Here is a 20,616-nt window from a genome sequence, read left to right as displayed (position 1 = left end):
TGCAAAAGAGACAAACGCGTGTTATTATAAAGCCCGTTTGTAAAACTAGCAAGCTATCAGTTTAGCTAAGTAAAATGATATCAAATATATCACATCAAAAGAGGGAACGGAGAATCGTTATGAACAGAAACCCCAAAGGCTGCAGCAACATCGGAGGACCGGCAGCGGCAAAACTCGAATACTGCCGCAACATGGCTCTGAAAATTTTCTCTGCGTATGGTTACAGGCCTTTCAGCCCATCAGAGCTCCAGCTCGTAGAGGACGTGTGGGACAAGCTCTCGAAGTCGCGGGCAAGGCGTTTGATCGCACTGAACTCCCCATTCGGAGAACCGTGTGTCCTGAGAGGCGACCTGACCCTCTCGGCAGTTGCCTACCTGAGCAGCCATTATGAGGAGAATGAAAGGCCGCTGCGGCTCTGCTATGCTGACAGGGTCTTTTCTGCACCTGTGCCCCCCAGGGGCAACCTTGAGGAAAATCAGGTCGGGATCGAGCTGATCGGCTGGGAAGGTTCAGGCACCGATGCAGAGGTCATATCCCTCCTCCTGAGGACACTTGATGAACTATCAATTGAAAGATCGATCGTTGTCATAGGAGACATGTCAGTGGTCGCAAAACTTTTTGAAGGTCTCCCGGAAAAGAGTGCAGAACAGCTGGTGGGTGCTCTTCAGGAAGGGATATACACGACATATTCAAGGATACTGGATGAGACGGAGACGGATGATAAACGCCGGAAGCTGCTCAAAGCTCTGCCGTCACTCAAAGGTGACTGCTCCGTTATAAGTGAGGCGATGCTGATGATGGACGACCCCTCGCTCCTCATGCCTCTCAAAAAACTGTGCGACTCGCTCTGCAAACTGGGATATTCAGACAGGATACGCATAGATCTGGGTTTCATACGAGACCTCGGTTACTACAGCGGACCTATATTCAACGCATACTCTTCCGTAACAGCTTCTCTTCTTGGCGGCGGAGGCAGATACGACGGACTTCTGGCAAAGGTTGGAATGGAAGGGGAGGCTTCCGGCTTCGCTCTGAATATAAAGGAACTGGCCGAACACTGTGTAGATGGTTCGCCCTCCCCTAAAATAATGCTCTGGTGCGGATGCAGCGACCCTGCAGAAGGGCTGCGCTATGCAGATGGGCTTTATAAGAAGGGAATATCCTTCGAACTTAGCTGGACCACGGACAAAGAAGAATCGATGAAGACTGCCGGGCTCCGTAAATATAAATTCTGGGCCGATTTCTCATCAAAGCAGGTAATAAATATTATGACGGGTCAGATCTTTGATCTGACAGATTTCGACAGGGAGGTTCTGTCATGCTGACTTTCGCTCTGCCCACGGGGCGTTCGCTTCAGGAATGCATAGAAATATTGGAGGGTGCGGGGCTTCCGGTCAAAAATCTCAAAAATCACGGCAGAAACCTCGTCATAGATGAAGGAAGTTTCCGCTATCTGCTTTCAAAGCCCTCCGACGTTCCGGCCATGGTCCACTACGGAGCAGCAGACCTTGCGATAGCAGGAAACGACGTGGTTGAGGAATCCGGCATATCTTTAGTGGAGCTTCTCGACACCGGAAGGGGAAAGTGCTTCATGGCCGTCGCCGGAACGAAAGACGCCGCGGAGAAGTTCAACGGCAACACCAGCAGCCTTATGGGACTCAAGGTGGCTACAAAGTACACGAGGATCGCGGAAAACACTTTCAACTCATGGGGGGTCCAGATCAAGATCCTCAAACTAAACGGCTCGGTCGAACTCGCCCCGGCGCTTGGGCTGAGCGACTGCATTTTTGACATAGTCCAGACAGGAAGCACACTCAAAGCCAACGGACTGATGGTCATCAAGGAGACAGCTCCGGTATCGCTGCGCCTGGTGGCAGGCTCCGGATCTGTCCAGCTCAGATGGCGCTCTATGTTCGGAGTGGTAAATGCCATAGAAAATTATGTGAAAGGGGCGGCATGTGCATGAAGAAGGAGGCCCTTAGGAAGACTAATGAGACTGAGATCGAAGTTTCTCTCGAATTTCCGGGCAAAGAGAGAAAGGTCGAGATCGGCTGCGGATTCCTTGCCCACATGGTCGACCTTATGTTCAGCAGGACCGGGATCGGCATATGTCTTAAGGCCAAAGGAGACACCGAGGTCGACTTCCACCACCTCACGGAGGATATCGGGATCGTTCTTGGACAGATGCTCAGGGAGATCGCAAAAAAGGGCGGCATCGCACGTTACGGCTGGTGCATCCTGCCTATGGACGGTTCTCTCGCAAGAGTAGCCCTTGATTTCAGCGGGAGAGGAGATTCTTACTTCTCAGGGTCCTTCCCCTCAGAAAAATGCGGCGATTTTGACATGGAGCTCATACCTGAATTTTTCAGGGGTTTTGCAAGAGAGGGAGGCATAACACTCCATATTGCGCTTCTTGAGACCGACAACTCACACCACGCTGCGGAGGCGGTCTTCAAGGCTGTCGGCATGGCTCTCTGGCAGGCGCTTTCACCTTCGGACCGGGCACCGAGCACAAAGGGACTCTGGCTGTGATACTTTTCCCGGCGATAGATCTTTTCGGAGGCAGAGTCGTCCGCCTGACCAAAGGAGATTTTTCGACGATCACTGATTACGGGATCAGACCTTTTGAAATGGCAAAGGGGTTTCTGGAGGCAGGCTGTTCCCATATCCATATAGTTGACCTCGAGGGGGCAAAAGAGGGGCACCCCTGCCATTTACAGGTACTTGAAGAGATATCGTCTCTTGGCATGTTTGTCCAGTACGGGGGAGGACTCCGCTCAGAGGGCAATATAAGGGACGCGATATCTGCGGGAGCCGACAGGGTGATGATCGGGAGCCTTCTTTTCAGTGATGAAGACATGCCATGTCATCTGGCAAGCGAATTCGGACCGGCAGCAATGCCTGCAATAGACGTAAGAAGGGGCAAGGTAGTGCATTCCGGCTGGCTAAGTGAGACAAAAATGACACCTAAGGAAACCCTTGATCGGCTCAGAATGACCGGTTTCTCCATTTTTTTGGTGACCAATACCGACCGGGACGGACTGATGTCAGGCACCGACACCGAACTTTACAGAGATCTGGCCGAGGACAGGAATGACATAGTTGCAGCAGGAGGAATAACCTCTGTAAACGACATCACATCACTGAATGCTCTGGGGCTGGCCGGCGCAATAGTCGGCAAAAGCCTTTACGAGGGCGGGATAACTATCTCGGATGCGCTGAAAGCGGCATGCGGAAGGGAAAGATAGACAATGTCCGACATAGATATGCGTCTCGTCAAATTTGATGAAAATGGGCTCGTTCCGGTCATTGTACAGGATTCAACGACTGCGGAAGTGCTTATGACAGCATGGGCAAACGAAGAGGCCCTGAAACTGACTGCTGATTCCGGAGAACTGACCCTTTGGAGCCGCTCCAGGAAAGAGCTTTGGAAAAAGGGCGAAACAAGCGGGAATGTGATGAGGGTTATCGAACTTCGTATCGACTGCGACGGGGACACTCTGCTTGCCATTGTTGATCCTGCCGGACCCGCCTGCCATACGGGAAAACGGACCTGTTTTTACCGTTCCCTATGGGGAAAAGAAAACTCAACAGAAGCCACATTCCTTGGACGCCTCTGGGGGTACCTGAACATAAGGAAATCAGAAGATCCCGAAGAGAGCTACACGGCGCGACTCCTTGCAAAAGGGCCTTCACGGGTCGCCCAGAAAGTTGGGGAAGAAGGGGTCGAAACGGCGATTGCCGCAGCGACAGGAGACAGGGAAAGTTTCCGTTATGAGGCGGCGGACCTGATCTATCATCTTCTGGTAGCCTGCATCTCTTCAGGCATAACTTTCAACGAGGTCCTTGAAGAACTTATGTCCCGGCACAAGAAGGACGACGACCGATGATCGCGATAATAGATTATGGAGCGGGCAATCTTCAGAGCGTCAGGAATGCACTCGACTTTATAGGGTGTCCCGGGACAATAACATCAGACCCCGCAGAAATACTTTCAGCAGATGGGATCATACTCCCCGGTGTCGGTGCGTTCGGAAGCGCCATGGCAGAGATGGAACGCAAGGGACTCACAGAGACAGTCAAAAGTGCAGCCAAAAGCGGTAAACCCTTTATTGGGATCTGTGCCGGGATGCAGCTGCTATTCGAAGAAAGCGAAGAGAGTCCCGACGTTCCGGGACTGGGAGTGCTGAAAGGAAGGGTACTGCTCTTTCCTGCGGACAAAGGACTGAAAATACCCCACATGGGATGGAATTCAATAAGAACAAAAAAGGAAAGCAGGCTTCTTGGAAAGCTCTCCGGTTCACCATACATGTATTTTGTACACTCATATTATGTAAAGGCGGAAGATCAAGAGATAGTATCTGCCCTATCAGATTACGGAACAACTTTCGATGCGGCAGTTGAGCAGGAAAATCTTTTCGGATGTCAGTTCCACCCTGAAAAGAGCGGGACTGAAGGCATTTCCATATTGAGACGTTTTGCGGAACTGGCAGGAGGAAACTGAAAATGTACGCACAGAGGATAATTCCATGCCTTGATATAAAAGACGGGAGGGTCGTCAAGGGCATTAATTTCGTGGACCTGAAGGATGCGGGCGACCCAGTGGAATGTGCTGTCGCTTACGAAGCTGCCGGAGCCGATGAGATTGTCTTCCTGGACATAACAGCGACCAGCGATGCGCGAAACACAGTCGCAGATCTGGTCAGGGCAGTGGCATCAAGGGTATTCATCCCCATAACTGTCGGAGGCGGCATTCGTACAGCCGAAGACATTCGTACCCTGCTCAGGGCTGGTGCAGACAAGGTTTCCCTCAATTCTGCCGCCGTAAGGAGGCCGGAACTCATAACCGAGGGCGCTAAAGATTTTGGCAGCCAGTGCATCGTCGTCGCAATAGACGCCAAAAGAAAAGCTGATGGTTCCTGGGAAGTCTACACCGCAGGAGGACGTACTGCCACAGGCCTGGACGTCATTGAATGGGCAAAGGAAACAGAGAGGCTTGGGGCAGGTGAGATCCTCCTTACGAGCATGGACAGAGACGGGACAAAAGCAGGTTACGACCTAGACCTGACCTTTGAGGTAAGTTCACGTGCAAACATACCCGTCATAGCTTCCGGGGGAGCAGGCGACTATCCCCATTTTTACGATGCTTTCATCAAAGGCAGGGCAGATGCCGTGCTTTCAGCGTCGCTCTTCCATTACAATCAGATCCCCATACCGAAATTAAAAAAATACCTCTCAGACAAGGGGATCCCGGTACGCCTTTAACTTAGTCTTTTTTCATTCGAGCGCATACTGCAATAGAGGGTATTCCCACCCTTATTACTCCCCTGTGATTGTTCTGTGTCCCTGCAGGTTTTATAATCATCCAAGCACACATACGGGGGTGTTTTTATGAGAAGAAAAGATAAGGAAGTCACTTCGCGAGAATGGATGATGGAAGTATTGGAAAAGGGCATCTGGATGGAACTAGCGATGTCAGGAAAAGACGGATGGCCCTATGTCGTCCCGCTCAATTACGGGTTCGGAAAGGATTTCATAATTGTCCACGGAGCAAGGGAGGGTAAAAAGATCGACCTCCTCAGGGAAAACAATAAGGTCGCATTCAACGTTGCCATCGACACAGAAGTCATACGGGACGAAAATGACCCATCCGAATTCAGCATGAAGTACAGGAGCGTCTCCGGACTCGGGACTGCAAAGTTTATCGAGGATGCCGAAGAAAAAAGAGAAGCCTTGAAAATAATTATGGAGCATTACCACGGACCAAAGGAACCCATTACGGAAGGTATGCTCAAAGCCACTGCCGTCATAAAGATATCGATAACGGAAATTACAGGAAAGATAAACTTCTATCCCAAACCCTGACAGTAATTTTCTACGGTCTCTCTGCTTTAACGCCAAACTGCCGTGCCGGTCCCGGCCATTTTGTTGTGCTCCGGAGCCTCATGTTCTATACTCATCTGAGAATATTTCAGGAGGTGTACTATATGAGGAGAAATGACAGGGAAGTGGAATCCCATGACTGGATGATGGAAGTCCTTGACCAGGGGCAATGGATGGAGCTGGCATTGGCGGGCAAGGATGGCTGGCCTTATATAGTTCCGCTAAATTACGGGTTCAGTGATGACTTCATAATAATCCACTGCGCCAAAGAGGGCAAAAAGATCGACCTTCTGAGAGAGAACAATAAGGTCGCATTCAACGTTGCCGTCGATGCCGAAATCATCCGGCACGAAGAAGATCCAACAAAATTCAGCATGAAGTACAAAAGCGTATCGGGCCGGGGAATCGCAGAATTCATCGAGGACAATAAAGAAAAGAGAGAGGCCCTCGAAATAATGATGGAACATTACAGGGGACCCAAGGGACCGATGACGGAAGAAAAGCTGAGCGTTACCGCTGTAGTAAAGATCCGGATAACAGAAATTACAGGCAAGGTCAACCGCTACCCCAAACCCGAATGATAAATAAAGCGGATGACCGGCCTGCTTAAGGCGATCCTCCGCTTTATTCTTCCTTTTCAGTGCCGGGCCTTAATCAGATACAGGTCCCTCTGTCCGCTCTTTTATGTATTGCATGCGGACCTGCATTATCCTGTGGTTCCTGACCTCAAGCACATGTATGTCCCATGATCCGTAAGTTATCAGCTGTCCCTGCTTCGGGAAATCTCCGGAAAGCTCAAGGACCATTCCTGCAAGGGTATCTACATCTTCGAAGGCCGTATCGAAAGGATATGCCAGAGCATCGGAAAGCTCTTCTAGATTCACCTGTCCCTGGACAATGTAGGTACTGTCGTCCTCAGCCTGTATCTCCGGGATCTCAGTATCGTATTCGTCCTGTATGTCGCCGACTATCTCCTCTATAAGGTCTTCAAGCGTTATAAGCCCGGCCATGCCACCATATTCGTCAATTACGATAGCAATGTGGGTCCTTGATTTTTTCATCACATCAAGGGCCTCGTCGGTCTTCATCGTCTCCGGCACAAAGAGGGGCTTTCTCATCAGTTTTACTATAGAGATGTTCTTTTCGTTGTGGGCAAGCGGGCCCAGAAGGTCCTTTGCATAAAGTATCCCGATCACCTGGTCAAGGTCCTCCCTGTATACCGGGATCCTTGAATGGCCGCTTTCAAGGAATATGTTTACCGCCTCTTCTGCCATCCCGTCCTGCTCGATCGCATAAACGTCGGTCCTGGGTTCCATGACTTCAGAGACCCTGGTCTCTTCAAATGCTATGACCCCATGGATCATCTTACGCTCGTCCTCTTCAAGTGCGCCGGCAGCGCTGCCTTCGGAGACGATATGATCTATCTCCTGGCGTGATATGAGGGAGCTGTATGAGACAAGGTCCATACCTGCTATTTTCCCGAAGAGCCTGAGGACCATCCTCAAAGACCACGTCAGAGGAGTCATTAACGTGCTTATGACCCGTAGAAATGGGAGGGAGAAAAGGAGTACGGCCTCTTTTTTTGCTATCGCGAAATTTTTGGGCAGGATCTCACAGAATATTACGATAAGGATCGTCATTACAGCGACTGCCAGAGCAGGTCCCAGTGCACCAAAAAATTTCAGCGCCAGTGTAGTGGCGACTGCGCTTGCTGCGATATTTACTACATTATTTCCTATCAGGGTAACGTTTATCGCCTTGGCTGTGTTGTCTACGAGCCAGAAGAAACCCTTTCGGCGATGTGGGTATTCATCAGATAGAGCAAGTAGTTTCCCTTTTCCTGCTGCCGTTATTGACGTCTCTGTGGCACTGAAATAGAATGAAAATATCAATAGCACGACCAGCAGGATAATACTGCCGGATATGTCGGAACTCACCAACGATCGACCTCCTTGATTGATCATGAACGCAGCCCTGTGTGGCAATATGCGCTCATACGCGCATAGCATAGCACATTTAATAAGAAAACGGCAGTACCCTGATGACTGAGGCAGGGCTACTGCCGTTTATGCGGAGAAAATACCTTTTCAGGAATTAAAGATCAACAAATATTATCGCTATTTTGGGCCATCATTCCTGAATTCGGGGAAGACTTCAATTACTCTTTCCAGGATCCCGTTGATCGCGGCGATCGCGATGCCGTAATTTGTTATCGGGACATTCTCTGCATCAGCTTTTATCATCCTGGACATAAGCTGTTTTCTTGTGAACATGCATCCGCCGCAATGCAGGATCAGCGAGTATTCCTTAATGTTGGGGGGGAAATCAAGTCCTGTCGAAATGTCCACAGTCAGCCCGCTGCCCACTCTATCCCTGAGCCACCTCGGGATCTTTTCCCTTCCTATATCCTCTTCCAGAGGCGCATGGGTGCAGGCCTCGGCAACAAGCACCTTGTCGCTCTCCTTCAGTTCGCATATAACCCTTGCCCCCCTGACGAAGGTAGCCAGATCCCCCTTGTTCCTCGCCATAACTATTGAGAAGGATGTCAGGGGAACATCGCGGGGAAGGATCGAATTTACCTGCGGAAATACCTGCGAGTCCGTTATGACAAGCGCCGGAGGTTCCTTCAGAGAATCCAACAGTTTCGGAAACTGATCCAGCGTGGCAGTGAGGGCGATCCCCCTGTTGTCAAGGATGTCCCTTATCACCTGGACCTGGGGAAGTATGAGCCTTCCCTTGGGTGCCTGGATGTCCTGAGGGGCTACCAGTATTATAGAGTCTCCCCTGCTGAAGATGTCGCCGACAAGCGTCGGGCTTTCAAAATCAGTCGGCGCATTTTTTACTATTGCCGACAGGAGCTCGGCTCTGTATTCTCTTCCGTTAGCTGAGACTGCCGCAAAGGATATGCCGAGGCCGGCCTCAAGGTCCGACCTTATCTTTTCAGCCTTTTCCGGCCCGACCCTGTCTATCTGATTGAGTACGCCTACAACAGGTATATTTCTCTTCCTAAGCTCTTCGAGCCAGCCTCTTTCCAGCGATGTATCATAGGCATCAGCAGCGGAGACGATGAGCAGGGCAAGGTCTGTCCTGTCCATCATCTCCATGGTCCTTGAAATGCGAAGCCTTCCAAGATCGCCTTCATCATCAAGACCGGCTGTGTCGATCACCGCGACAGGTCCCAGAGGCAGCAGCTCCATGCTCTTTATGACAGGGTCGGTGGTCGTCCCCGCATGATCCGATACAAGTGCTGTCTGCTGGCCGGTGACAAGGTTTATAAGACTTGATTTCCCGGCATTCCGCCTGCCGTAAAAACCTATGTGGAGCCGGTTGCCCCTCGGAGTTGACTGAAGATCCATTGCCTCACCTCATTATCAGTGAATCCACATCTATCTTATTACGCTGTAGTCCGTTCTCTATCATAAATTCCTGGGTCTTCGCAAGTTCATCCATATCGCTCTTCCTGATCTTGCTGTCAAAATCATACCACGGGGTCATCATCCTGACCCCCTCCATCGGAAGTCCTGTTTCCTTCTGTGTCATCTCAGCGGCCTTATCGGGGTTCTTTTTGATCCATTCGAGCGTTTTCTTATGCGCCGTCATAAATCTCGAGACTGCCTCGGGATACTTTTGGGCAAACTTTTCCGTGGTAGCTATGACTATAGTTGCATCCACCAGGCCCTCTCCGTTTTTAAGCATGCGCGCACCCGAGGTCAGGGCTTTGTAGGCGGCAGGTCCGGCGAGAAGTGCGGCGTCGACGCTTCCCGCAGATAGCGCATTGGCGCCTGAAGAGAGATCCATCTGGACAAATTCAACATCCTTGACAGACATACCCTCTTTACCAAGGGCCGCGGCAAGAAGCTGGTGAAGGATGGTGCCCTTGGGGCCTGCCACCTTTTTTCCCTTGAGATCTTTTACGCTCTTTATGGCCGGATCCCTGACTATTACCATGAAGGCTTTGGGGGCTCTCGAGTAGATCCCTATTATCTTTACATCAAGCCCTTCCGATGCGGCAAGGATCGCTGACGTAGATCCGAGGCAGCTGGCTATGCCGATCTCATCCGCTGCAAGTGCCGCTGTCTGCTTGGGACCCTCTGTTATCTCAGGAAAGCTGAGGTTCACGCCCGGATATGCCTTTTCAAATGCCTGGTTGTACTTTGCAACAATTGAGGGGATGTTCAGGGGGGCCTTCACATATGTGATGCCCATAGCCGCGGGCATTTCAGTAGCAAATGCGAGGCCTGCTGCGACAGAAAGTATGATCAGTACTGCGAGTAATACTTTTTTCATGGAAAATCTCTCCTTTAAATTTTTTATATTTATCTATTTATCTCTTTTTTACAGATCTGCATCATAAACACAGAGTACTGTTCGATATCGGCTCTCATTCCCGGGTTTCAGGAAGTACGTCCCTTTGACATTACCGCTTTGACTGAGACAGCATTTATCTTGCCAAGCTTGCCCGTCAGAGCGCTGATCTCATCGGGCGAGGCATCAAGCACAAGAGATATGACGCTTACGTTCCTCTCCCTGTAAGGTATACCCATCCTTCCGATTATGATCCCGCTGTGGTCGTGCAGGACCTCGTTTACTTCCCTTGCTGATCCGGGGTCTTCAACGATTATCGCAGCGACCCCGATACGGTTCTCTTCCATAAGAAAAACACCTGGCCTTTCGTCCTAATAAATAGGGACCCTCCGCAAAGGCGAGGGGTCCCTGAATACGACATCAGATCAATATGACCTTTATTCAGCCCTTCCCTTTGCACGGATCATTTCCCCGCAAACAGACAGCATTTTTATATTTTACTTCTTCCTCACTGACAGAAAGACCGACAGATAGGGATACATTCTGCTGAGTGATAAATACCCTCTGCAGATATTGTAATATAACCACCTTGTGATAAAAGTGTCAATGTATTTGCCCCTACTTTAACTTATTATTCATTTTTGCTCATCTCTGCCGACGATCTGCGCTCCAAGCCAAATAGTCGCAACTTTAGAAATGCAGTATTAATACCTTTCCATGCTATAATTATAACCGTCTTAAATATTTGACATTTTGCCGGTCCACTGCGGTAAAACTAAATCGAATGCAGCAGGGAATGAGCTTAACAAATACTTGGGAGGTAGATATCATGTTGTTCAAGTGTTCAGTATGCGGTTACATCCACGAAGGTCCCGAAGCTCCTGAAAAGTGCCCTAAATGCGGAGTTGAGAAAGAGAAGTTCGCCGCGCTTACAGAGGAAGAAGCAAAGAAAGTCCTTATGTCTGTCCGCACCAACGATATCCATATGGAGATCGTAAGGCTTGCAAACAAGCTCAAAAAGCTTGCAGAAGAGGGCATCGAGATCAACCTCGATCCTCCGTGCGTAGCGCTTTTCAAACAGGCATCCGAAGAAGCCACTGTGATCAAGCAGAGAAGCAAAGCGGAGATCGCAGGCCATGTAAGCAGAGGCAAGTGGTAGGTAATATAGAGCTGACACTCTAAATGACACAAGGGGGACTCCCTGAGCGGAGCCCCCCTTGTGTCATACAATGGACTTTCAGTTATATTTTTTCAAGCTTATCTTTGAGCTTCAGCCCCTCATGCCAGGCTTTTCCAATTTCTTTTCCGACAGACCAGTAACGGTTGTCCGGCATGCTGAGACAGAATGGAGAGACCTTTGTGATGTCGGGAGCTCCCTTAGTCAGATACTTTTCTTCGGACCAGACGTTCCTGACCTCGCCTATGAAAAGGGTGTCGACGTCAAGCCGGACAGATTCGATCAGACGGCATTCCATCGTGACAGGACACTCACATATCATCGGCGCATTTTTCAGAGTTCCGTAGAAAATATCAAATTCCTTTGATTTGTCATAGTCTCTCCCGCTGACAAGCCCCATCAAGTCGGTCAGAGGCATAAGATCTACTGATGGGATGTTTATGCTGAACTCTTTGTTTTCAAAGATCCCCTCTGCGGTAAACTTATTCCCTATCGCGACACACATGACATTGGGCGAGGCATTCACGCGGCTGGCCCAAGCCACCGCCATAAAATTTGGCCTGCCCACAATGCGCGATCCGACAAGGACCATCGGCATGGGGAGTAAAAATGCATTGTTCCCGATATTGATTTTTTCCACCGTATGCACCTCCATAATTAAAAAAGAGTGTCACAGACTCTATCCAGTATAAACTTTTTATCGATAGAAAGCATCACTGGAAATAATTATCGATCCCATCTGCTTCTTTACTGCTATGATATACGGAAAATCATGCCTGCCGACAAATTGCCGGGCCGGGCAATATCAACTAAACTAAATTTTTTCATTTGAAGGTGGTCCGGATGATCGATTTCCTGATCAGCAAATTTGTCAGAAACAGCGGAAATATATCTGATCCGGCCGTAAGGAGGGGGTACGGGGCCTTTGCCGGGATCATCGGGATCATAGTGAATCTGGGCCTGAGCCTTGCCAAAATTACAGCCGGGACCCTATTCGGCAGCATATCTGTCACTGCTGACGGCATCAACAACCTTTCCGACGCAGGATCGTCCGTAGTCACATTGATCGGCTTCAAATTGTCGGGCAAGCCCGCTGACAGGGACCACCCCTTCGGGCATGAGCGCATCGAATACCTCACCGGATTCATCCTTGGGATAGTCATCCTGATCGTAGGGGTAGAACTGATAAAGTTGTCCGTAAACAGGATAATCTACCCAAGGCCTACACTCACCTCAGATTTGATGATCGCCATACTGGTGATCTCTATCGCGGTAAAGCTTTGGCTTGCAATATTTTATTCAAGGATCGCGGATATCATATCCTCATCGGCAGTAAGGGCAGCCTCCGCGGATTCGATGAACGATGTCCTTACAACTTCAGCAGTGCTTTGTGGTGTGCTGGTGTCCAGATATTTCGGATATCAGATCGACGGATGGATGGGCATAGGAGTTGCTCTATTCATTCTGCGCTCGGGGATCATGATCCTCAGATCCCTTTTGGGCCCCATTCTGGGAGAGATGCCCGACCCTGAGCTTGTTGAAAGTATAGAACGAAAGATCCTTTCTTACGAGGGAATAATAAATGTTCATGACCTTGTGGTACACAGCTACGGCCCAAACGTGCTTTTCGCCACCGTGCACGCCGAAGTGGACGCAAAGGGCAGCTTTATCAGCTCCCACGACCTGATCGACTGCATCGAGAGAGACTGTGCGAGGGAGATGAACATCAACCTAGTAATACATATAGATCCGGTAATTACTGACGACAATGAGATGAACGGGTTAAAGAAGATGACCGAAGATATCGTGAACTCTGTCGACCCTTCTTTAAGCATCCATGACTTCAGGGTGGTCAGGGGTGATACGCACACTAACCTGATCTTTGACGTTCTTATACCGGCAGACTACCATACCTCGGGCAAAAAAACCGTTCAGAAAATAGAGGATGCGATCAGAGAAAAAGACCCGACATTTTTCCCTGTTATAACAGTCGACAGGAACTATGTAACGATGCACATAAACGAGTTTGAATGAGTCAGTTCCTGCCTGATCTCTCCAGGGCCTCTGCTATCCTTTCAAGTCCTTCCTCAAGCTGCTTCCTTGTAGTTCCGACATTGATACGGGCAAAGCCGTCACCCTCGGATCCGAAGTCAAGACCCTTGTTCAGTGCCACTTTGGCCTCTCTCGCCAGGAATTCAGGGAGGGTTTTGCCGTCAAAACCGTAACCCCTGAAATCTATCCAGAAGATATAAGTGCCCTCCGGGTGGTCCATCTTTGCCTTGGGCATACGTTCCTTTACAAACTTCTCAGCATAGTCCCTGTTGCCCTCCAGATATGCCACCATTTCGTCCGCCCATTCTGCACACTTTGTATAGGCCGCCTCCATTGCGACAAGTCCCATCGCGTTGAGCCTTGAGAGATGGAACCTCACAAGAACTGACTTATACTTCTCCATAAGAGAGCTGTCGGGGATCACAACAACTGATGAGGAGAGGCCTGCGAGGTTAAAAGTCTTGCTTGGCGCGATATAGGTCAGGGTGCGCTTATCCATCCCCGGAATTGTGGCAAGGCATGTATGCTTCGCGTCGCTGAAGACAATATCCTGATGGATCTCATCGGAAAGTATAAGCATATCTTTGCATTCGGCTATCTCAGCCAGTTTCTCAAGTTCTGCCTTAGCCCATACACGGGATACAGGGTTGTGCGGGCTGCAGAATATAAGAGTACGGCAAGTCGGGGTGATAAGTTTTTCCAAACCTTCCAGGTCCATAACAAATCTGTCGTTTTCCCTTTTCAGCGGGTTTTTCACTATATGCCTGCCTGACATCTCGATTATTTCGTAAAATGGGGGGTATACGGGTGTCTGGAGAATGATACCGTCACCGGGTTTCGTGTAGGCCTCGATCGCAAAGGCAAGTCCGCCGACAACTCCCGGGGCCCAGGTAACTGCGCTTTTGTCAAAACTCCACCCGTGGCGCGTTTTTTCCCAGTTAACTACTGATTCGATAAGGCTCTCCTTTACTGTCGGATAGCCGAGGACTCCATGCTTCAGCTTCTCCTCTATCGCCTCAATCACCTCCGGAGGTGATTTGAAATCCATGTCAGCTACCCAGTAAGGGAGCAGATCCGGATCACCGAAACGTTCCCCCATAAGGTCCCATTTCATAGAACTTGTGTTGCGGCGTTCTATATATTCATCAAAATTATACTTACCCATTTGAAAGCCTCCTTAATAAGAATAAAAAAATAATATCACTAATTTACACGATGGCTGCTACAGCAAAATATAGCACAGAGGGGCAGACCAGGCAGCCAAGTCCGGTATAAAAAGTGGCTGTCATAGCCGCATAAGGTACAAGTGCAGGGTCTATCGCAGCCATCGCTGCTGATGTGCCGCTGGTAGTACCGAGCAGTCCGCCGAAAATTATTGCCTCTCTCGGCTTATCTATCCTTATTATCTTGGAAACAAGCGGCGTTATCACCATGACCGCTATTGACTTGACCACGCCGATCCCGATGGAAAGAGCTATCACGGAAGAATCGGCACCGAGCGTCGCTCCCGTTATCGGTCCGACGACGAAGGTCACTGCCCCGGCTCCGATCGTTGTGATATCTTCCGCTGAGGTATAACCACCGAACCATGCGAAGACCGCTCCGATTGTAAAAGAAAACAGAACTCCGAGAATAAGCGAAACAAGGCCTGCAAGGCCTAATCTTTTTAGTTCATTGAAATCAGCGCCGAAAGCTGTGGCAACTATCGTAAAATCCCTCATCATCGAACCCCCGAGCAGACCTATCCCGGCAAAAACCGGGATATCAGAGATGCCCTTGCTGCCGCCGGTCACACGGCCACCTACATATGCCATCAGAAGGCCGAACAGGATGGCTATCGAAGATCCGTTGAGTTTTCCCTTTGTTAAATATTTTGAAAGGGCATATGAAACAAAGGTGACTGTCCCCACAACGGCAAAGGCCGTAACGAGCGGGTTCTTTACAAGGATATTTTCCGCTGCCCCGACAAAGACCATCATTCCCGGTACCCTTCCTCCGATCTCCCCTTCGATGAAGATATCCTGCTGACCAAAGGTATGAGACAAAGGCTCAGGATCGTCAGTGTGATCCCGCAGAGGATCGCGAGCCATCCGCTTTTAACAGCCTTCACAACATCCTGTGAAGCCGACATGGCTACGACCACCGGTATATACATGTTCTGCCAGAAAGTGAGCCCGGAGCAAAAACGCCCGTTCTTCAGCGCAATCTTGACAGTCTCCGAATAGCTGCACAGAAGGAGCAGGAAGAGCATAGCAAAGCCCACTCCGCCTACGTTGGCATCCAGACCGACAAGCCTTCCCATGACCTCTCCGACAAAGAGGCCGGCAAAGTAGCACAAGGAAAGAAGAAGGACACCGTAAATGACCAAATAAAAACACCCCGGACAGAATTGTTCAAAGTACCTGTAAAACCTGGTTCACAACTTAATTAATGTAATCCATTTTCCCTGCTATGTCCAACAGAAAAAGAGATTTCCCTGATGTCACTTATCTACAACGGATATACAGCTCAACATTTCTCGGTTAAAATCTTAAGGGGAATGTTGAACAATTTCTAATATTTGGAGGAGGATTTTCATGAAAGCTACTGAGGCACTGAAACATGAACATGAGGCAGTGAAGCTCATGATGCGAATTATGGAAGCCATCTCTGCCAGAATAAGGTCAGGCATAAAAGTCCAGCGTCAAGATCTGGACAATATGACAGATTTCCTTAGGGTCTTCGTTGATCAATGTCATCACGCCAAAGAAGAAGATATACTCTTCCCGGTACTTGAAGATGCCGGGATACCCAAAACCAGTGGTCCTATAGGAGTTATGCTTGCCGAACACGAACTTGGAAGGGAATACACGCGTAACATAAGCCGAAACCTTATTAACTTTGAGGCTGCAGATAACTCCAGGGCTATCGAGCTCGCAAAAAACATGAAGGCCTACATTGAGCTACTGGATGAACACATCCTCAAAGAGAATGATGTTCTCTTCCAAATGGCAGACAAGGTACTTACTGAAGAAGTTCAGGAGAAACTTTATGATCGTTTTGAGGAGCTTGAAGAAGAAGTGATAGGGCTTGGAAAACACGAAGAACTGCACAAAATGCTCGAAAAAATGAGCGCTGTTTATCTGACCTAACAAAAGGCGGCGCACACGGGGATACGGGACAAAGGAACTATTCCAGTTTTTGTATAAAGTTCCAACAGGTGCAAAATGAGGCGTTTAAAATATGGGTCCGGGAGACCATCCCACAAATTGTGTAAACCTCCTGAAAGGTGCAAAATAGAGAGCACTGATCAGGAGGTTTTATTATGGCAAGAAGAAATCGAGATCCGGAACGGGAAGCAAAGCGGGAAAAGATGAGCAGCCTTCTCCAGGAGCTGAAAGTGAGCTCTATGGAGGATATCCATGACCTGTTCAAGGAAATGATAGGTACCTTCCTTGAGAATGGTCTTGAAGGTGAACTTGACGAAGAACTTGGTTACAGCAAATACGATTACAAAAACAAGACTACAGACAACAGCCGTAACGGAACAAGCCCCAAGAAAGTACGATCAAGCTACGGAGAGATAGACTTAAACGTTCCCCGTGACCGCAAAGGAGAATTTGAACCTGAACTTGTAAAGAAACAGCAGACAAGCATATCAGGAGACATAGAAGAAAAGATCCTCTCCATGTACGCCAAGGGAATGACCACCTCTGACATTGAAGCCCATATCCGTGACATATACGGCCTCTCTGTCTCAGACAGCACCATAAGCAGGATAACGGACAAGATACTGCCGTTAGTGAAAGAATGGCAGAGCAGGCCTCTTGAGAGCGTCTATGCGGTAGTCTTCATGGATGCCATCCACTTCCATGTCCGCAGCGAAGGCCAGATCATAAAGAAAGCAGTATACATAGCAATAGGGATAAACATGGAAGGAACCAGAGAAGTGCTTGGCATGTGGATCGGAGAAAACGAGAGCGCCAAATTCTGGCTTTCTGTATTGAACGGGCTGAAAAACAGAGGACTGGAAGACATCCTTATAGCCTGTGTGGACGGTCTCAGCGGATTCCCTGGGGCAATAGAGGCGGCATACCCAAAGACAGAGATCCAGCAGTGCATAATCCACCAGATACGCAATTCGACGAAGTATGTCTCTTATAAGGACATAAAGGTCCTTATGTCGGATCTAAAAGAGGTATACGCAGCAGTAGATGAGCAGACGGCTTTGGACAGCCTTGAAAGATTTGCGGACAAATGGGACGGGAAATATCCCAAAATATCCAAGTCATGGCAAGAACACTGGGCTAACCTGAGTACCTATTTCAAGTATCCCCTTGAGGTAAGGACCCTCATCTACACGACCAATACCATTGAAGGATTCAACCGTCAGCTTAGAAAAGTTACTAAATCCAAGACTGTATTTCCTACAGACGACAGCCTTCTAAAGATGCTCTATCTGGCAATGATGGACATAACCAAGAAATGGACCGGGCGCCGTAAGGACTGGGGTACTATCCATTCCCAGCTGGAGGTATTTTTCGAAGGCAGGATCTGAAGAAGATTCTCAATGTCATATAGTATGCGTAGCCTGACAATATGGCTATGCCCTATTGTCTGTTATTGGGTATAATTAAAAAGGCCCGGAGCAAAAACCAGCACCGGACCCATATTTCAAACGCCTCATTTTGCACCTGTTAGGACTTTACACAAAATCTAGGATAGTCCCCAGTCTTCTAACAACGTATAAAAATTACAATATGCGTTGTTGCTTTTCAAAAGAACGCTAACGCTATCTCGCCGTGTTTCGAACTCTATCGGCTGTCAGCCACACATGAACACAAAAGCAAGCTTCTTCATAACCGCGACCTTGACCATCAGTGTGATCGCGAGTCGGGGGTATCCTTCAAAAATAGCCGAATAGGCAAAGTTCTTAGAAGCACTTCAATGAGCGTTAAATAGTCAGTGGGGATCGATCTTTCCCCCACTGACTATTTTGATGATCTATCATTTGTATTTTGTAAGATCAATCTGTGTCCGAGTATTCGCCTGAATAGACTTTGATACCGGCAAGTTACTCCCACGCTTACTGTCCGATATCAACAAAGCCAAGTCTGTCGTGCCAAACTATGCCCTTTTTGTTCGTAAGTAATACATAATCCCCGGCTGCGATATAGGTATTCCGGCCAATAGGTTGTTTTCTTCCGTCATTAGTCAAAACACATCGACCGCATCTTAAATCGCTTTCAAGCCATTTTTTTTCTTGAAATACTTCAACATCAGGATGATCAAACATAACTTTATACTGCTCATGGTGACTATATTCCCACTTCTTAGGGTTTGAGTCTATAAATACAAAACCTAGTATTTCATGCTTGACTAGGTAAAGTGGATAACCATATTTATCTTTGGACTCAACATTTGTCATATACACATATTCTCCGGGATATATAACAGCTTTATTGCCATATCTTTTATCTTTGGGTCTATCACTATTATCATAAAAAGACACTATAAGACATTCCCTGGACAAGTGCATATAGGGGAACATTATTTTTTCCCCTGTAAGCTGAATCTTGTTTTCTGCCTTCTTAGGAGCGCTCACTGATGGTACGGAAGAAATTGTTTTCTGCTCTTGTTGAGTCACGGAGCCCGAAGCACTTGCCGCATTTTGTGATTGAGCGGTTTGGGTCTTTGTTGCCGGACTTACGCTTTTTTCAATCTTTGACAGGTACTTCTGTTCTATCCATCCAAACCCATATTTGGGATGTTTGACCATGACATTTTCTCCGGAACCTGTCCGGTCTGTCATTGCTACTATTTCTCCCCTTGTAACGTCTCGTGTGCTTGTGTATTTGTTATAATCATCAATTACCATTATCATGAACACGCAGTCATCGGTCACAATTTTCTTTGCTCCGGTCAACTTAAAAGGCGCTTCAACGGCCGAAACGGAAGCAATTCGTGTTGGGTTTTTCATTGGTATCCTATATTCAAAAAAAGTGTCAATGATCTTATCACTTTTTTTTGTTGAGGGATATGAGATCATGTGCTTCTGATATGTCGTTACGACCACTTCATTGCTGTTCTTATGCTCTTCAGACGATACATCAAAAAAAATCAGTTCCTCTTTGACGTTATTCTTAAAAAGCTTTGACACAAGCTGCTTCTGCTCGTTATATATAGGAGTACCTTCTTCCAGATATTTGCTGACAATTTCAAATTTGCCGTTATTGACTGCTGATACCCATTCCAGAAAATATTCTTGCATAAAGTTTTCTATAGCTTCTTCATCATATACAAACTCCTGCTGGCTGACTTGAGGAGAAGGCTTATCGGATGCAGCTTTTTTGTTGTCATGACCTACTGATGCCCAAACGACCAAGACTATTATTACGAGCAATCCTATGCCCATGAAGCACCCCAATGAAGGTCCGCTATTTTTTTTCTTTTCATTACTTTGCACTTGTTGCTCTTTTTGAACTGTCATAACTTTTGGATTGGTTGGAGCCGTCAAGAGTTTTTTGGCCTCGGCGATCTCTTTTTTTGAAGCATTGATCTTACTCAACAGATCATTATTGCCGGACTGCTGTACGGGGCTTACAGAAGGTTTTCCAATTATATCGGCTATGTTGACCCGGTCCTTTTCTGAGTCTTTTGAAATTCCTGCCGGTCCTGCAATATTCGTCCGGATCGGATCACCCAATTTAGATCCGCAATGAATGCAGTACGGCGCATTGTTGGAAACTTCTTTATGACAAACCGGGCATTGATCGTTCACTTTATTGTCGCCGGTCGATCCGGATGTTGCTGTTTTGGGAGCCGGCGGAAGATTCTGACTTGTTACCCCCTGCAAATTAAGGCCGCATTTAATGCAAAATTTAACATTTTCTGGAAGATCCGCTCCGCAGCCGGGACATTTTTGCGGAGCATCCAATTTGGAACCGCAATAAATACAGAACGCGGTACCGCCGGGAATTTCTTTTTTGCAGGAAGGACACGTATTCACTGACTTGACTTTGTCCAATGTATTATCTGGACTTGGATGTTGAGTAGACTCCCTCTCTACGCTTTGCTGCAAATTAAGGCCGCATTTAATACAAAATTTAACATTTTCTGGAAGATCCGCTCCGCAGCCGCTACATTTTTTTGCCACAGCAATGCCTCCTTTAAAGCATATCCCTCTGCTAAAACCACCGAAAAGTTTGCCCGGCTTGTTA

22 protein-coding genes are annotated in these 20,616 nt (G+C 48.2%); 13 read left to right on the top strand and 9 right to left on the bottom strand.

Annotated elements, in window-relative coordinates; translation table 11 throughout:
• Positions 1-119 precede the first annotated feature (119 nt).
• The 9 genes from OLM33_08885 to OLM33_08845 all read left to right on the top strand — a co-directional run bounded on the left by OLM33_08885 (position 120) and on the right by OLM33_08845 (position 6,464).
• Positions 120-1,325: an ATP phosphoribosyltransferase regulatory subunit gene (locus OLM33_08885; protein MCW1713772.1), complete on the top strand. Its 1,206-nt coding sequence runs from the start codon at positions 120-122 to the stop codon at positions 1,323-1,325.
• Positions 1,319-1,966, top strand: coding sequence for an ATP phosphoribosyltransferase (gene hisG, locus OLM33_08880; protein MCW1713771.1), 648 nt, complete (start codon positions 1,319-1,321; stop codon positions 1,964-1,966). Before OLM33_08885 ends, hisG begins: the two co-directional genes overlap by 7 nt.
• Positions 1,963-2,532 (top strand): imidazoleglycerol-phosphate dehydratase, encoded by a 570-nt coding sequence (locus tag OLM33_08875; GenBank protein MCW1713770.1) that lies wholly within the window; start codon positions 1,963-1,965, stop codon positions 2,530-2,532. Before hisG ends, OLM33_08875 begins: the two co-directional genes overlap by 4 nt.
• Entirely contained in the window at positions 2,529-3,248 is a 720-nt protein-coding gene (locus tag OLM33_08870; protein MCW1713769.1) for a 1-(5-phosphoribosyl)-5-[(5-phosphoribosylamino)methylideneamino] imidazole-4-carboxamide isomerase, read from the top strand. Before OLM33_08875 ends, OLM33_08870 begins: the two co-directional genes overlap by 4 nt.
• 3 nt (positions 3,249-3,251) lie before the next feature.
• Entirely contained in the window at positions 3,252-3,890 is a 639-nt protein-coding gene (gene hisIE / locus OLM33_08865) for a bifunctional phosphoribosyl-AMP cyclohydrolase/phosphoribosyl-ATP diphosphatase HisIE (GenBank protein MCW1713768.1), read from the top strand.
• Positions 3,887-4,504, top strand: a complete 618-nt coding sequence (gene hisH / locus OLM33_08860; GenBank protein ID MCW1713767.1) for an imidazole glycerol phosphate synthase subunit HisH — start codon at positions 3,887-3,889, stop codon at positions 4,502-4,504. The genes hisIE and hisH overlap by 4 nt, the downstream gene beginning before the upstream one ends.
• Before the next feature lie 2 nt (positions 4,505-4,506).
• Positions 4,507-5,265, top strand: coding sequence for an imidazole glycerol phosphate synthase subunit HisF (gene hisF / locus OLM33_08855; GenBank protein ID MCW1713766.1), 759 nt, complete (start codon positions 4,507-4,509; stop codon positions 5,263-5,265).
• A 126-nt stretch (positions 5,266-5,391) separates the two neighbouring features.
• Complete coding sequence (locus OLM33_08850) at positions 5,392-5,865, top strand: pyridoxamine 5'-phosphate oxidase family protein (protein MCW1713765.1); 474 nt, start codon at positions 5,392-5,394, stop codon at positions 5,863-5,865.
• A gap of 122 nt (positions 5,866-5,987) precedes the next feature.
• Complete coding sequence (locus tag OLM33_08845; protein ID MCW1713764.1) at positions 5,988-6,464, top strand: pyridoxamine 5'-phosphate oxidase family protein; 477 nt, start codon at positions 5,988-5,990, stop codon at positions 6,462-6,464.
• A 69-nt stretch (positions 6,465-6,533) separates the two neighbouring features.
• On the opposite strand, the gene OLM33_08840 is transcribed toward OLM33_08845, so the two are convergent.
• From OLM33_08840 to OLM33_08825, 4 genes are all read right to left on the bottom strand, one after another.
• Positions 6,534-7,820, bottom strand: a complete 1,287-nt coding sequence (locus OLM33_08840) for a hemolysin family protein (GenBank protein ID MCW1713763.1) — start codon at positions 7,818-7,820, stop codon at positions 6,534-6,536.
• A gap of 180 nt (positions 7,821-8,000) precedes the next feature.
• Positions 8,001-9,239 carry a [FeFe] hydrogenase H-cluster maturation GTPase HydF gene (hydF, locus tag OLM33_08835; protein MCW1713762.1) on the bottom strand — a complete coding sequence of 413 codons (1,239 nt, stop codon included), beginning with the start codon at positions 9,237-9,239 and terminating at the stop codon, positions 8,001-8,003.
• A gap of 4 nt (positions 9,240-9,243) precedes the next feature.
• Entirely contained in the window at positions 9,244-10,170 is a 927-nt protein-coding gene (locus OLM33_08830; protein ID MCW1713761.1) for an NrtA/SsuA/CpmA family ABC transporter substrate-binding protein, read from the bottom strand.
• A gap of 107 nt (positions 10,171-10,277) precedes the next feature.
• Positions 10,278-10,535 carry an iron-only hydrogenase system regulator gene (locus OLM33_08825; GenBank protein MCW1713760.1) on the bottom strand — a complete coding sequence of 86 codons (258 nt, stop codon included), beginning with the start codon at positions 10,533-10,535 and terminating at the stop codon, positions 10,278-10,280.
• Positions 10,536-11,017: 482 nt separating this feature from the next.
• Here OLM33_08825 and OLM33_08820 point away from each other — a divergent pair, with 482 nt between their 5' ends.
• Complete coding sequence (locus tag OLM33_08820) at positions 11,018-11,347, top strand: hypothetical protein (GenBank protein ID MCW1713759.1); 330 nt, start codon at positions 11,018-11,020, stop codon at positions 11,345-11,347.
• A gap of 82 nt (positions 11,348-11,429) precedes the next feature.
• On the opposite strand, the gene OLM33_08815 is transcribed toward OLM33_08820, so the two are convergent.
• Positions 11,430-12,005 carry a flavin reductase family protein gene (locus tag OLM33_08815; GenBank protein MCW1713758.1) on the bottom strand — a complete coding sequence of 192 codons (576 nt, stop codon included), beginning with the start codon at positions 12,003-12,005 and terminating at the stop codon, positions 11,430-11,432.
• A 203-nt stretch (positions 12,006-12,208) separates the two neighbouring features.
• On the opposite strand from OLM33_08815, the gene OLM33_08810 reads away from it, so the two are divergent.
• Positions 12,209-13,399 carry a cation diffusion facilitator family transporter gene (locus tag OLM33_08810; GenBank protein ID MCW1713757.1) on the top strand — a complete coding sequence of 397 codons (1,191 nt, stop codon included), beginning with the start codon at positions 12,209-12,211 and terminating at the stop codon, positions 13,397-13,399.
• Position 13,400: 1 nt separating this feature from the next.
• Here OLM33_08810 and OLM33_08805 read toward each other — a convergent pair whose 3' ends face one another.
• From OLM33_08805 to OLM33_08795, 3 genes are read right to left on the bottom strand one after another with little or no spacing between them, the layout of a single operon-like run.
• On the bottom strand, positions 13,401-14,582 hold the full coding sequence (locus OLM33_08805; protein ID MCW1713756.1) for a pyridoxal phosphate-dependent aminotransferase: 1,182 nt from the start codon (positions 14,580-14,582) through the stop codon (positions 13,401-13,403).
• A gap of 43 nt (positions 14,583-14,625) precedes the next feature.
• Positions 14,626-15,462 (bottom strand): malonate transporter subunit MadM, encoded by an 837-nt coding sequence (madM, locus tag OLM33_08800; protein MCW1713755.1) that lies wholly within the window; start codon positions 15,460-15,462, stop codon positions 14,626-14,628.
• On the bottom strand, positions 15,393-15,785 hold the full coding sequence (locus tag OLM33_08795; GenBank protein MCW1713754.1) for a malonate transporter subunit MadL: 393 nt from the start codon (positions 15,783-15,785) through the stop codon (positions 15,393-15,395). Before OLM33_08795 ends, madM begins: the two co-directional genes overlap by 70 nt.
• 208 nt (positions 15,786-15,993) lie before the next feature.
• Here OLM33_08795 and OLM33_08790 point away from each other — a divergent pair, with 208 nt between their 5' ends.
• Positions 15,994-16,548: a hemerythrin domain-containing protein gene (locus OLM33_08790; GenBank protein ID MCW1713753.1), complete on the top strand. Its 555-nt coding sequence runs from the start codon at positions 15,994-15,996 to the stop codon at positions 16,546-16,548.
• 173 nt (positions 16,549-16,721) lie between these two features.
• On the top strand, positions 16,722-17,954 hold the full coding sequence (locus tag OLM33_08785) for an IS256 family transposase (protein MCW1713752.1): 1,233 nt from the start codon (positions 16,722-16,724) through the stop codon (positions 17,952-17,954).
• Positions 17,955-18,482: 528 nt separating this feature from the next.
• Here OLM33_08785 and OLM33_08780 read toward each other — a convergent pair.
• Positions 18,483-20,552 (bottom strand): zinc ribbon domain-containing protein, encoded by a 2,070-nt coding sequence (locus OLM33_08780; protein ID MCW1713751.1) that lies wholly within the window; start codon positions 20,550-20,552, stop codon positions 18,483-18,485.
• Positions 20,553-20,616: the final 64 nt, after the last annotated feature.

It is taken from the genome of Synergistaceae bacterium DZ-S4, from assembly GCA_025943965.1.
Taxonomy (GTDB): Bacteria; Synergistota; Synergistia; order Synergistales; family Synergistaceae; genus Caenicola; species Caenicola nitritireducens.
The sequence above is the reverse complement of the archived record's forward strand: the minus strand, read 5'-3'. Positions and strand labels throughout refer to the sequence as shown.